The 12238-nt window shown below is 71.3% G+C and carries 13 protein-coding genes; 6 read left to right on the top strand and 7 right to left on the bottom strand.

Annotated elements, in window-relative coordinates; translation table 11 throughout:
• Window positions 1–43 precede the first annotated feature (43 nt).
• The gene (locus AA75_RS31235; RefSeq protein WP_033823682.1) at window positions 44–709 is read right to left on the bottom strand and encodes a DUF6426 family protein; all 666 of its coding nucleotides are present in this window, start codon (window positions 707–709) and stop codon (window positions 44–46) included.
• 409 nt (window positions 710–1118) lie between these two features.
• Here AA75_RS31235 and AA75_RS31230 point away from each other — a divergent pair, with 409 nt between their 5' ends.
• From AA75_RS31230 to AA75_RS31210, 5 genes are all read left to right on the top strand, one after another.
• Complete coding sequence (locus tag AA75_RS31230; protein WP_063794473.1) at window positions 1119–1670, top strand: hypothetical protein; 552 nt, start codon at window positions 1119–1121, stop codon at window positions 1668–1670.
• Window positions 1667–2887 carry an MAB_1171c family putative transporter gene (locus tag AA75_RS31225; protein ID WP_051813835.1) on the top strand — a complete coding sequence of 407 codons (1221 nt, stop codon included), beginning with the start codon at window positions 1667–1669 and terminating at the stop codon, window positions 2885–2887. The genes AA75_RS31230 and AA75_RS31225 overlap by 4 nt, the downstream gene beginning before the upstream one ends.
• Window positions 2888–3738: 851 nt before the next feature.
• Complete coding sequence (locus AA75_RS31220) at window positions 3739–4335, top strand: hypothetical protein (protein ID WP_033823681.1); 597 nt, start codon at window positions 3739–3741, stop codon at window positions 4333–4335.
• On the top strand, window positions 4332–4700 hold the full coding sequence (locus AA75_RS31215; RefSeq protein ID WP_051813834.1) for a transcriptional regulator: 369 nt from the start codon (window positions 4332–4334) through the stop codon (window positions 4698–4700). The genes AA75_RS31220 and AA75_RS31215 overlap by 4 nt, the downstream gene beginning before the upstream one ends.
• A gap of 231 nt (window positions 4701–4931) precedes the next feature.
• Window positions 4932–5327 (top strand): DUF3592 domain-containing protein, encoded by a 396-nt coding sequence (locus AA75_RS31210; protein WP_033823680.1) that lies wholly within the window; start codon window positions 4932–4934, stop codon window positions 5325–5327.
• Window positions 5328–5667: 340 nt separating this feature from the next.
• Here AA75_RS31210 and AA75_RS31205 read toward each other — a convergent pair whose 3' ends face one another.
• From AA75_RS31205 to AA75_RS31180, 6 genes are all read right to left on the bottom strand, one after another.
• Entirely contained in the window at window positions 5668–7458 is a 1791-nt protein-coding gene (locus AA75_RS31205) for a WD40 repeat domain-containing protein (protein ID WP_051813833.1), read from the bottom strand.
• Between the two features lie 4 nt (window positions 7459–7462).
• Window positions 7463–8323: a nucleic acid/nucleotide deaminase domain-containing protein gene (locus tag AA75_RS31200; protein ID WP_033823679.1), complete on the bottom strand. Its 861-nt coding sequence runs from the start codon at window positions 8321–8323 to the stop codon at window positions 7463–7465.
• 47 nt (window positions 8324–8370) lie between these two features.
• Window positions 8371–8931: an SUKH-4 family immunity protein gene (locus tag AA75_RS31195; RefSeq protein WP_033823678.1), complete on the bottom strand. Its 561-nt coding sequence runs from the start codon at window positions 8929–8931 to the stop codon at window positions 8371–8373.
• 93 nt (window positions 8932–9024) lie between these two features.
• On the bottom strand, window positions 9025–9924 hold the full coding sequence (locus AA75_RS31190; RefSeq protein WP_033823677.1) for a nucleic acid/nucleotide deaminase domain-containing protein: 900 nt from the start codon (window positions 9922–9924) through the stop codon (window positions 9025–9027).
• A complete protein-coding gene (locus AA75_RS31185; protein WP_033823676.1) occupies window positions 9921–10646 on the bottom strand; it encodes a hypothetical protein in 726 nt (241 codons plus the stop codon). Before AA75_RS31185 ends, AA75_RS31190 begins: the two co-directional genes overlap by 4 nt.
• Before the next feature lie 197 nt (window positions 10647–10843).
• A complete protein-coding gene (locus AA75_RS31180) occupies window positions 10844–11131 on the bottom strand; it encodes a hypothetical protein (RefSeq protein ID WP_033817646.1) in 288 nt (95 codons plus the stop codon).
• Window positions 11132–11202: 71 nt separating this feature from the next.
• On the opposite strand from AA75_RS31180, the gene AA75_RS52605 reads away from it, so the two are divergent.
• The gene (locus AA75_RS52605; RefSeq protein WP_368666618.1) at window positions 11203–12003 is read left to right on the top strand and encodes a transposase family protein; all 801 of its coding nucleotides are present in this window, start codon (window positions 11203–11205) and stop codon (window positions 12001–12003) included.
• The last annotated feature ends 235 nt before the right edge of the window (window positions 12004–12238 follow it).

The following is a 12238-nucleotide window of genomic DNA, read 5'->3' as shown; positions in this document are numbered from 1 at the left end:
GGGCCGCCCCCGCCGTACCGCCGGATGCGCGGTGCTCCGGCTGTCAGCAGGCGACGCCGGTAAGGGTGGCCGTCGGCACGGTGACGTTCACGAATTCGACGGTGGAGCCGCCGGTCGGGACCGCGTAGGTGACGGTCTGGTACTCCAGGCCCAGCCCGAACCTCTGGCCCGCGGGGATGGTGATCTCCCATCCGGTGCTCCTGGCGACCGTCGAGTTGGGCCTCGTCCCGAGCGTGGCGGTGAGGACATCGAGGGCCTTCGCCGAGGCGTTGGTGCTGGCCGCGTAGGTGACGGTGTAGGTGGAGCTGCGGGTGAACTTCTGCGGCACCGACGAGGTGTTCTGCAGGCAGTCCTGGACGACGGTCCACTTCTGGCCGTAGCTGTAGGGCCTGGCGAACGTGCCTCCGTTCGAGCCGCCGGGCACGCCCGAGCCGCCGGGGACCGGGTCGACGGTGGGGGCCGCCGGGACGTGCGGCGGCTGCGCCGGGCGCACGATCTCGACGTTGCCCCCGTCGAACGTGTCGCCGATCTCGCCGCTGCTCCAGCCGATCGTCTCCGCGAAGCTGCCGCCACATGCCTGGTCGTCGGATCCGGGGGTCAGGATGGTGCAGTCGTGGGCGGCGGCCAGGGTCGGTGCCACCATCGCGGGCACGGTGGTGAGCAGCGATGCGCCGAGTGCCGCGGCGACCAGGGACGTCCTGAACTTCATGGGTACTCCTCGGGGTTGGCGTCGGGGAAGTGCGCCGGACGGTTCGACAGCCGACCGGCGCGGCGCAACACTGACACACTCTCAGGACATAAGCCAGTGTGAATTCTCATCCAATCTGCGTAAGCTGAAATGAATGAGGGCGTGGTGAGGCAGGGCAGACCGGCAGGACGGGAGGCGCCCAGTGGCCGGGCGACGGAGGAGTCCGCGAGGTCGCGCTGCGGGTGGTGACCCTCTCGCCGGAGGCGCTCGGTACCATCAGCGACATGATCGAGTCGATCGCGCGCCGGGAGGGGGAAATCCGACAGTGATCTTGCGGAGGCGCCCCTCGGGCGCGCGCGGGCCGGCGTCCCGGTCCGTCGGGTCACCGGCAGACCAGGCGGATCTGGAGGGTGTGGACGGTGCGGTGGGAATGACGAGCGGAGAACGGCACAGGCTCTGGCGTCGCTGTGAGCGGGTCGCGGCGACGCTGGCCCTGCCGGAACCGTTCGAACTGCCCGCCCTCGCCGAGACGTTGTCCGACCGTCTCGGCCGGCCGGTCGAGTTCCTCCCGCTGCCCGCGGGCGCCGCAGGCACCTGCGGCATGCTGGTGAGCACCGCCCGCGCCGACTACATCGGCTACCCGACCGACACCACCCTGCTGCACCAGCAGCACATCGTGCTGCACGAGGTAGGCCACCTCCTCTGCGGCCACCACGGACCGGCCGCCGACGGCACCGCCGTCGGGGCGCTGGTGCCGCACCTGTCCGGTGAGCTGGTGCGCCGGGTGCTGGGGCGCAGCCTGTACGACAGCACGCAGGAGCAGGAGGCCGAACTGTTCGCCTCGCTGGTCCTGCACCGCGCGGCCGCGCGCGGTGGGCCCGCCGTCTCCGGGCCCGCGAACCCGACCGAGCAGACCGTCAGGCTCGGCGGAGTCTTCGACACCCCGCGGCGCCGGGCCGGCTCCGCGGCCACCGAACGGTGATCCCCGCGCTCGAGTGGCTGGCGGGCGCGGTCGCGATCGTCGGGGTCCTCTGCCGGATCCGTCTCTGGCGCGGCCGCCCGCTGCAGCCGGGCGCCCGCCACCTGGTCGGCTTCACGGTCACCATCGGACTGTCGTTGGTCCTGCTGCCGCTCTCCCAGAGCCCGGACATCCCAGGACGCGAGACGCTCGGCACCCTGGTGCCACTGCTGTGCGCCGAGCTCAGACTCGCGGCGGAGTGTTTCCTCGTGCTGCTGGTGTTCGCCGTGCGCCCCGGTCGCCGCACCCGTTCATGGGCGCGGTGGCAGGCCGCGGGCTCGGCGCTGGTGATGGCCGCAAGCGCCGCCTTGTACCGGGCGGCCGTGGTGACGGCGGAGGGTGCGATGCTGGCCGTCGAGGAGCGCGGCAGGGCTGAACTGACGGGCTACAACATGCTCTTCACCGCCCACAGCCTCTGGTGCGTGGGGCTGTTCACCCTGGTGATGCACCGCTCGGCACGCTCGCTCGGGCCGGGGCTGCTGCGGACGGGGCTGCGGCTGGTCGCCGCCTCCGGCGCCTGCGGACTGCTCTGGTCCGCCCTGAGCGTCATCCCCCTCGTCTCGGGATTCCGTACGGGCCGTCAGGACCGCGGCCTGTGCTCGGCATCCGCCGCGCTGGCCACCCTCGTGCTGATCATCGGCGGAATGACCCTCACCGCGTGGGGGGACCGGATGGCGGAACCGGTCCGCCGTCTGCGCGCCCGGCGTGACCACCGCCGGATCGGCCCGCTCTGGTCGGCCCTTTACGCGGTCCGCCCCGAGATCGCCCTGGAGCCGCCCGGCGCCCGCAACCGCCACGACGGACTCTCGACGGACCCCGAGTTCGCGCTCTACCGGCGGGTCATCGAGATCCGCGACGGACAGCTGGCCCTCCGCGTGCACCTCCACCCCGCGGTACCCGAGTGGGCCGCCGCAGCCTGCCGTGCGGCGCGCCTCGACCCGCGGCGCACCGCCGCGACGGTCGAGGCCGCCGTGCTCGCGGCCGCACTCGAGGCCGCGGCCGCGGGACTGCGCTACCCGTACCCCACCACCGGTGGCCACACCCCGCCCGCCACCCCGCCCGACCTCCGCACCGAGACCACCCGCCTCGCCCTCGTCGCCGAGGCGTTCACCGACTCGCCTCTGGTCGCCGACATCCGACGCCGCGTACGGAAGGAGATGGTCGTCGGCGCCACCGGCTGACCGGGCTCGCACCGGCCGCGCGACCGAACGACGGCTCGAGCCTGGACCTGCCAGGCCGGACCGATGCGGCGGCGCAGGTCGCGCACGCCTTGGTGGCAGGCCACCCGGCCGCCGGCCTTGCCCTGTCGGCGCCGCAGTTGGCCTCCGCCGGGCCGGCCGGTGGCCGACCTCCAGGTCAGGTACCTCGGTGCCCCTCGTGCTCGCGCCGGCCGGCGGGTTCGTCCAGGCGCCGGGCGAGCGCGTCGGGCGTGGCCCCGTTGGCGCACCGCAGGTGACCGCCCGCGGACATGGGGTGGGGGAGCGGTCGGCACCGGGCCGGCCGGCAGGCACGGACGGCTCATCAGGCGCCGCCCCACCCGCCTCGTCGTGGAACCGCTCATCCTCGGGCGAGGTCACGACCGCCGGCCCATGCTGCGTGTCCAGCCGGGTGCTTGCCCGTTGCGCTGGGCCTACTGGATCAGGTTCAGGGCCCGGAGCGCCGCGCGGGTGGAGTCCGGCGGCAGGTTCTGCAGCCAGCTCTCCCCGGCGGGGCGCGCCCGGTGTTGACCGTCCGCCGGACGGCGCCGGCCAGGTCCGGGACCGCCCGGCTGCCCCGGATCGGCGCCCCGCCCGCGTCGACCTGGCGCGGACGCGCACCGTGCTCGTGCTCGTCGCCCGGGCGTCCTCCCGGCGCGGCGCACCGGCGTGGTGGTGAGCGTCCTTGAGGAAGGCGCGGCCCAGGACGGCGAGGTGGCGCGGGCTCGGCGGTGCCGACAGTTCGTCTCTATCCACAATCGGTTTGTTGTGCAAACATAACTGTCATGACAACTCCTCCTGTTCCGGTCCCCGGTGATCCTGTTGGCCTTCTGGCGATGCGGCGGGACCTGGTCCGCCGCGTCCGTCGTGAGCAGCGCGGCGCCTGGTTCGCCCTCCTGGTCTTCGCCGCCGTGCGGTTCGGTGCGGCGCCGGTGGTCCGCTTCGGGCAGGGCGACAACGTCCGGCTGGCGGTCTGGTACTACCCGGTGGCGATGCTGCTCGCCTTCACCGGCATCGGCTGGTTCTACCTGCGCCGTTCCGACCGGGTCGGTGTGGGCACCCGGATCGGCCCCTACCTGGCGCTCGGCGCCGTCCTGGGCGTGGTCACCACCGGCTACGAGGTGTGGGCGATCCTGGGTACGCGGCCTTACCCCGACTTCCGCGAACCGACGCTGCTCTCCACGCTCTTCGACGCGCTGGTGAGCCCGGCCGGAGCGATCGGTCTTGCCCTGCTGCTGCTCGCCCGGATCGAACGCAGCTGGCCGCTCCTCGCCATCACCTGTGCCTACCTGGCCCTTATGATCGATCCCGACAACCTGCCGGACCCTTCGCCGTGGGGTGGCTGGGGCCTCCTGCTCGAAGGAGGCGTGCTCCTGCTCGGCGGCGTCGGTCTCGCCCTGCAGCAACGGATCCAGAAGCGGTCGGCCGAATGAGTGAACACCCCACCAGCAGCCTTGACGACGTTGTGCACCAACGGGTGCGCCTGGGCATCCTCTCGGTGGCCAGGGAAGCCCGGCGGGTGGAGTTCACGTTCCTGCGCGACACGCTCGGCCTGACCGCCGGCAACCTCTCCCAGCACCTCGCCGTCCTGGAGAAGGCCGCCCTGGTCACGGTCGAGAAGGGCTACGAGGGCCGGCGCGCCCGCACCTGGATCCACCTCACCGGAGCAGGCAAGCAAGCCCTGGACGACGAGGTCACGGCGCTCAAGGCACTGATCCGCCAACTCGAAGCACCCCCCGCGGCCGCCGGCCCCGAAGGCGGAGCCGCACCCGGGCCCGCCGCCTGCGCACCGGGCTAGCCCACGTGCCGCCCGGCCGGCCCGCGATCCGGCCGGGTCCGCCGGCCGTGTGGTGGCGCAGGCCGTTGGGGATGACGGCACCGCCCGGGCCTTCGCCGTGGCGGTGGTGGGGATCGGTCCGGACGTCCAGCGGCGTGCCCGCGCACCTTCGTGAACCATCGGGCGTCGCGTGGCGTCCTCCAGATGCGCGGCCCGTGCCGGGCGGGCGCTGTGCGGGGGAGGAGCCGATGGATGACGGGTGAGACGATCGGTATCGGGCTGGCCGTGGTGGTGGGCCTGGTGAGTCTGTGGGCCGGTGCCCGGGAGGCGTGGCTACAGATGCGGCTGGCCCGCTACGGGCTGCACGCCGAGGGGGTGGTGGTGGCTCAGGAGCACAGGCCGGCGGACGACTACTCGACGCCCGTCATCGAGTTCACCGACCGGCAGGGCCGATCCGTCAGGTTCCGGCCCTCCACGACGGGGCGGGGGCCGGCCCTCGGAACCCGTGTACCGGTCGCCTACCTGCCCGAAAGACCGAAGAGCGCGCGGGTGTTCACCCGGAAGTACCGCGTGCATCGGATCGTCGGCCTGTTCTTCGGAGCCATGCTCTGGCTCGGTGTCGCGGCCGGGTGCCTGCTCACGCGCTGAGCTTGTTCTCGAGTCGGGTGTGACGCCCGCGCGGGCCAGCACGAACGGCGACAACGGATGCGGGATGACCGGCCGGCTCATCATGGTCGGCCCGCATCGCGGGAAGCTCCGGAACCGCGATCGTGCCGTCAACCCTCCCTTCGCGCCGTACGTCGACGGACCTGGACGCCGCCACACCTTCGGCACCTGGTACGTGGAGCTGCGGTCCGACATCATCGAGATCGTCCCCGATCGCCCCGCGTGCCACGGCGTCCACGCCGAGCGGGTCGTCCGCGGAGGGTCGCCCGTCGTGCGTGCGCACATCTGCAGGCAGGGACGGGTTCGCAATCTCCGGCGGGCGTCAGCTCCAGAGTCTGTCGAGGTCGAGCTGCAGGGCTGTGCTGCCGTGCTGTCCTCCCAGGTGCAGGAGGCCGTTGGTGGTGAGTGCGAGGGCGTCGGCCTCGGTGAGGAGCGGTACTGCCGTCATGCGGCCTTCGAACACCTGCCACAGGTGCAGTCGACGGTCGGCCCATGCGACGGCGAGGACGGGACCGGCCGCGGTGTCGGCGAGCGCGAGGGCCGTCGGGAGACAGTTACGACGTTCCACCGGAGCAGGCATGGCCTCGCCGCTCGCGGAGTCCCAGAGCCGCACTGTGCCGTCCAGGCTGCCGGTGATCACGAGCGTGACTCCGCTCTCGCGCAGCAGGAGGCAGGCCAGCGCGGTGACTGCGTTCCGGTGCAGGTGGCTGGTGCGGGGACCCGTGTGCGGGTCGGTCAGGGACCACTGGTGGATGCGCCCGTGGGCGTCTCCGACCACCACCCGGTCGCCGTCGGCCGAGACGGCGGCGACACGGTCACCCTTGCGTGCCAGACCGGTGGCGTTGTGGTGGAGGGCCAGGAAGTCGGCGCCGGCCGGCGCCATGGCCGACCCGTCGACCGGCACTGCATGGAGGGTGCCGTCTGCCTCCAGGGCCATGAGACAGGCAGGGCCGGCCGGTGCCAGTTGCACGGGCCGGATCTTCGGGTCGATGGACAGACGCCCGACAACGGCTCCGCCGGTGGCGTCCAGCAGGTGGATGCGGCCGATGGGGTCGGCGGCCGCGACCCGGCCGTTTGGTGTGCCTGCTGCGGGGAGCACGGCCATGGCGCTGGTGCGCCGCCCCGGGTGGTTCCACCGAGCGGTCCAGGTGTTGGCCTGGGCGAGGGGCCGCAGGAACTCACTCAGCCGGCGGTCGGTGCCGAGCGCTGCCAGGTGCAGGAGTGCGCCTCTCTCGGCGTCGGCCGGCCCGTCGGAGGACAACTGTGGTGCGGCGCGGTTCCACACGGTGCGCAGCTTCTCGGGTGCGGCGATGCGCGGATCCGCGAGGGTCGCGGTGATGGCCGCGGCCGAGCCGTGCACGAGGAAGCCCGGGTCCCTGAGCAGTTGGGCGGCCGTGCCGGCGGCGAGTGCCCGGTCGAGCGCCTCTTCGCGTTCGTCATGGGACAGGTTGCGCCAGTCCACGGTGCGGCCCGTGTCCGGGCCGGCGGCCGAGGCGGTGGCAGCGACCGGCGTCCGGCCGGCCGGGATGTCCGGTGGCGTGGTGGCGTGGTTCCGGTGCGGGGGGACACCGTGCAGGCCGGGGGAGTCCGGCTGGGGCCCGAAGTCCAGGACGAGGGCATCGTCAAGGTTCGGGAGGGGAAGGTGCCCTGCCTCGATCGCGGTCCGCACGTGCGTCAGTGCGAGGAGCGGGGCGAGGAGTTCGTCGTAGACGGTGCGGGGGTCGGCGGCGGGCAGGTCGGCGGGGCCTCGGCCGGCCTGGTGCAGGTCGGGCACCAGGAGCCGGACGGGGCGCGGATCGGCGCGGACCCGGTCGACCAGTTCGTCGGGCGGCAGCGGGCCGTAGCCGAGCTGGCGGCCCAGTTCCCAGGCCATCGTGGCGGTTGTCTGCCCCTTGGCCGGCACGGTCGCGTGGACGATGGTGCGTGGGTCGCTGTCGGAGCCGGCGAGTAGCCAGGCCATGAGGTGGCTCTTGCCGGTTCTCCGGCCGCCCGTCAGGAGGCACACGCGAGGGCAGTCGGCGTCCTGGCGCCAGGCCCAGTCGAGCAGGGCCGGCGCGTGCCGGGCGGCGGAGCCGGTGGCGGTCGGCCAGGCACCGAGGGCGGGGGCGGTCACGGGCTCACACACCTTCGTTCCGCTGTGCGGCGAGCAGTTGCCGGATGCCTTCTTGCCGGGAGGCGGCGCTCTCGCCGTACGGGAAGTTGTGGGTCAGTGTGGCGTCGGGGAACATGAGGGCCAGCCACATCGAGCAGTAGTGGCCGGGCATGGAACATGCTTCGAGTTCGGTGTGGATGCGGGTGACCTGCTCGGGCTGGACGCCGGCGGCCTCGAGGCTGCTCCACAGGCGTTCCTCCGGGTGGAGGCAGATCGCGCCCGAGGACGTGACGATCTCCTTCTCACCCTCGTCGTTGACGATTTCGAACGACGCGTAGGACTCGGTGCTCGCGGTGTCGCGGATGTCGTCGAGAACGAGGGGCCACCAGCTCTCCCGGTCGGCGAACGCCTGAGGGTCGGCCTGCCGGAGGCGCTCCTCGAACGTGGAGAAGGCGGTGGAGGCCAGTTGGGGGTCGTCGGTGGAGCTGATGGTGTCGAGCAGGAGGTCGAGTCCCAGCAGGCCGTCGGCGAGGGCGTCCGGGGAGGAGTTCACGAACCTGAGCGGCTCGTCGTAGCCGATCAGGAGTGCCTGCACACGTCCGTCCGGGGCGGTCACCAGGTCGTAGGCCCGGTCGGACCCGAGTCTGGCCCAGTTCGCGTGTTCGGCGTCCAGCGGCTGATCGATGTCCTCGGCGTACTCGTGCAGCGGGACCGGCTCGCCCTCGATGGTGTGGAAGTACGGGCCCACCTGGAGAGGGAGGGCCAGCGCGGCGACGCGGGCCAGCGCCGGGGCATCTGTGCCGGCGGTGCCGGCCGACGCGCTGCCGAAGCGCCGGACCCCGTCCTCGCCGAACCGGTCGACGAGGGGGCTGCTGGGACTGGTCACGGACTCTCCTTGACGGGGCGCGAGATTGTGCGAGGAAACGGTGGCCGCTACTGCAGTTTGGTCGACACGTACTGCAGCACGGTGGTCCAGGCGGATCCCGGGTGGGCGAACGCGGTGCCGTCGGCCGCTTCCATCCGTGCCCGCAGCCGCCTCTCGGCCCCGTCCTCGAAGGTGCCGTCGCCGGCCTCGAAGTCGTAGTTGGGCCGTTCCACCTCGAGCAGGTACAGGAAGTAGGCGAAGGCGTCGAGGCTGCGGTTGAGCAGGTAGGGGGCGCTGCCGTCGTCCGGCAGGCAGTAGACCTCGCCGGTCGAGGAGTCCAGCGCGATGTCGTCGTAGGACAGGCCGCCCAGGTTGATCCACCGGGAGAGGTCGAACGACAGCCCCGGGTGGTCGTCGGCGATCTCCTCGAAGCCGATCTCGAACTCCCCGTCGCAGATCTCCTCGCTCACCTCGAACCAGGCGGCCGGCTTGTCGGGAAGCCCGACACGGACCAGGAAGTCCCGCGTCGGTCCGTGGCCGATGCCCTGTGCGACCGCTGCGTCCAGGGTGACGAGCAGCTCCGGCGGGAACACCGACTCCAGCTCGGTCCGGCCGACGAGGTAAGCCATGAGAAACACTGCCCATCTATGTGATTTCGGATATTGAACGCCCGCGCTTCAGCCTACTATGAACCACCGTCAGGTTCCAATTCCGCCGGTCCTCTACTTGGTCCTGAAAGCGTGGTGACTGGGCCTGGGATTCAAGTCCCTCAGATGCTTCTCCATCTGTGCGTTGCCGCGCTTTTGCGACTCATCGGTGAACCCGTATTCCACGGTGTGGCTCACCTGCACGTGGCCCGGAAGATGGTCGCACATCCACGCGCTGCAGTTCGCCCTGCTCGTGCAGGGTTCTCGCTCGGTGTAGAGGGCGGTTATGCCGTTCGGATCGCCGGCCTGGAGGAACGGGATTCCGAGAATCCTCTCGGAATGGGTCGGGAAACGACTTCGTCCCACCAGGATGAATCCCCCTGGATCTCCCTCCTGTCCGTGCCGCACCGCGGCGTAGTTGTTGCTGCTGAAGTTGTACTTGTTCGAGTCCTTGTCCTTGCTGTAATTCCCGTAGCTCTGGTCCTCGTGGCGTGCCAGCTGTGTCGCCCGTGACAGCTCGTCGTGGTCGAAGTCGACCTGGTCCGAGTGCTTCTTCGGTCGGCTGGCGCCCTTCGGGAGCTCCTTCAGGTTGTACGGGTTCTTCTTGCCGGTCGGCCGCTTGCCGACCTGGTCCTTGCCGTTCAGCTTCAGCGGCAGACTCTTGCGCTCGTCGGCGGTCAGGGCCCGGGGCCCGTTCGGAGTCAGGCGCTCGATCACCCGGTCGTCGCGAATGCGATAGACGGGCGTGGAACCCATGCCGTTCCTGGCCGATTGCAGCGTCGACTTCGGCACGTGGATCGACTGGAGATGCTTCAGATGAGCCTCTTCGGCCTCCGCGGTGTTCTTCGCCACCTTCTCGCTGCCGTGGGCGACCTGCTTGACGGCCCCGCTGACCGCCTTGCCGATGTCCTGACCGACAGCCTTGGTCACCTTGGCGGCAGACTTCTTGATTCCCTTGGCAATGGCATTGCTCATTCGAACGTCATCCCCTCGGTGGCCGCGACAAACCGCTGGGCGTGACCGGCCATCTCATCCGAATGACCGTGCAAGGCCTGGGCGTGCTTGAGGAGTTCCTCCGGATGGATCCGAAAGCCGTCACCGGCCGGTCCTCCGCCGGCCGCGCCGAGCGCCGCCTCCACCCCCTGGAAGACCAGGCCGCTCAGGGCCCGCTCGACCACCGCCTCCAGCGGGCCGCACATCTGCTCCATCAGCTCGCCGATGATCTGGTCCTCCAACTGCTGGAGCAGAGCGTTCACCACCCGCTTCGTTGCTTCGATCAGCAGTGCCTCGGCCGCCTCGGCCGCCCCCAGCGTGGCGACAGCGGCGGCCTGCGTGGCGACGAACTCGACCGCCATCACCCCCAGCTCGGCGATGACCGCCAGCTTCGCGGCCACGATGGCATCGGCAGCGACATCCAGCACCGTCCCGGCGGCATGACACACCTCGACGATCTCGGTCATGTGATCCGAGGACATCGCGGCCCACCGCTGCACGAGCACCTCGTAGGAGGCGGCCTGGTACGCCTCTCCCATCTGCCGGATGGTCTCGCTGACAGCCATGTGCGTACTGTCGATGTTCGACGCGAAGTCGCGTATGTGATCGGCGAACTCGCGGACCTCGTCCTCGTTGACCTGCGGCCAGTTCAGGCCGATCAGATTCATCACCCAGACGAATTCGCCCGGCAACTCGATGGCCACGCACTCTCCCCCTTGTGTCACGTGACTGACGAACAGCACACAGTAGTACGACGTCGCCGGAGCTCGACCTCCAGGCCGGGTGAACCGGGAAGTTCCCCGGGGGGACCGTAGCGGGCGTCCGCCGGCGTGTGGGAGCCAGCGGGGACGTCCCCTGGCATGCGCGCCCCCATGGGGAGTGCAGGCGCGTCGTACGATTCTCAGTCGCTGGTCCGACGGAGGCCGTCGTCGGCGAGCCGGGCAAGGAGCGCGGCCTGGTCGCCGTGGCCGGTGACGTAGCTTCCGCCAGGGCCATAGGCGGCGACAGCCTGGTGGTATTTGATCAGTAGGGACCCGCGGTAGGCGTCGTCATCGGGCGTATTGCCGACCCACAGGAAGACACGGAGGTCGCCGAAGGGATCGTGGCCGGCAGCGATGATGTGTCCGGGCGGGGTGGTGTCGTCGGTGCCGGTCCAGTGAAGGGTGAGATCGGCGGCGCGGAACTGCAAAGCTGTCTCCTCGGGAAGGCGCCCGGCCGGTCGGGTGACGGCCTGGCAGTCGACTACTGCTCGGTACGCCGATGTCGAAATGGTGGTCCAGATACGCTTCCTCGTCGAGGGAGCTGTCGCGCAGGAGCGAGACCTCATCAGGACCTGGACAACCGCTGATTCTCACTACCGAGAGTCGTCCCTGCAACCGAATACCTTCTGTTCAGGTGCCGTCTCCAGGCGGGCGGCAGGGCTTGTCCACTTCCTCGGTGACCGCCAAGTCGCGCACACCGGCCGGAGTTTCGATGTGCCGCCAGTCTGCCGCCGTCTGCCTGACCAGGTCGCCCGCGCCGGACGGCGTGGCGGGATTGCCACCGGTGGAGCGGCTGCGGCTGCTGCCGGACCCGCGTCGGCGTCGAGGGGTGCGTCACCCGTTCGTGCCGGTGCTGCTGGTCGCGGCCTCGGCAGTGGTCGCCGGCGCACGCTCGTACGCAGCCATCGGCCAGTGGTCCGCGAGCGCGCCGCAGCACACCCTTGCCCGCCTGGGTGCCAGGGTCATGGGGGCGATGAGCGTGCGTCGCCCCCCAGTGCCGCCGCGCGCCGCTACGCGGAACGGGGACCCGCGCGATCCCTCCTCCTCGAGCACACGCTCTCGACCCCGACCACGCCCGGAACTCGTGCCACTGCTCCCCGACCGCGGGCTGCGCCTGGGCCCGGACACGGTCCGGCCGCATCCCGCCGGAGCCGGTCGCGCGGATGCTGGAGCGCCGCCCCGGCGACACTGCCGGCCGGCGATCCGGGCGAGAGCGCGGAACGCCGGAAGGTGGTGTTCCGCGACGTACTGGATGAGGCCCGGGCGCAGGGCTGGCTGCCGCACTGCCTGGCGGCCCTGACAGTCGAACCTGCCTGATTCGCCGCAGCGGTGCTCGGCGGACAACGCCGGTGGCGCGCCCCATCGCGCACCACCGGGCGTTCGGATTCGGGTGGACCGGCGCGGTGAACCACGGCGCTGCCGTCTCCGGGTGGCGGTGGCGGGACCCCGGTCGCCGGTGGGCGGCCGCCGGGGCTCGGGCTCGGCGGGAACCGCAGGGCTCAGGCCGGTTCGGCCGGTTCGGTGCCCAGCATCCG

Origin of the sequence: Kitasatospora sp. MBT63 (genome assembly GCF_000710465.2) — a bacterium.
GTDB lineage: Bacteria > Actinomycetota > Actinomycetes > Streptomycetales > Streptomycetaceae > Kitasatospora.
The sequence above is the reverse complement of the archived record's forward strand: the minus strand, read 5'-3'. Positions and strand labels throughout refer to the sequence as shown.

Excerpts from the sequence above, each read along its gene's own strand:
- AA75_RS31235 (WP_033823682.1), bottom strand. The coding sequence starts at position 709 with ATGAAGTTCAGGACGTCCCTGGTCGCCGCGGCACTCGGCGCATCGCTG.
- AA75_RS31190 (WP_033823677.1), bottom strand. The coding sequence starts at position 9,924 with ATGAGCAATGCCATTGCCAAGGGAATCAAGAAGTCTGCCGCCAAGGTG.
- AA75_RS31215 (WP_051813834.1), top strand. The coding sequence starts at position 4,332 with ATGAGTGAACACCCCACCAGCAGCCTTGACGACGTTGTGCACCAACGG.
- AA75_RS31195 (WP_033823678.1), bottom strand. The coding sequence starts at position 8,931 with ATGGCTTACCTCGTCGGCCGGACCGAGCTGGAGTCGGTGTTCCCGCCG.
- AA75_RS31210 (WP_033823680.1), top strand. The coding sequence starts at position 4,932 with ATGACGGGTGAGACGATCGGTATCGGGCTGGCCGTGGTGGTGGGCCTG.
- AA75_RS31220 (WP_033823681.1), top strand. The coding sequence starts at position 3,739 with ATGCGGCGGGACCTGGTCCGCCGCGTCCGTCGTGAGCAGCGCGGCGCC.
- AA75_RS52605 (WP_368666618.1), top strand. The coding sequence starts at position 11,203 with ATGTCGAAATGGTGGTCCAGATACGCTTCCTCGTCGAGGGAGCTGTCG.
- AA75_RS31230 (WP_063794473.1), top strand. The coding sequence starts at position 1,119 with ATGACGAGCGGAGAACGGCACAGGCTCTGGCGTCGCTGTGAGCGGGTC.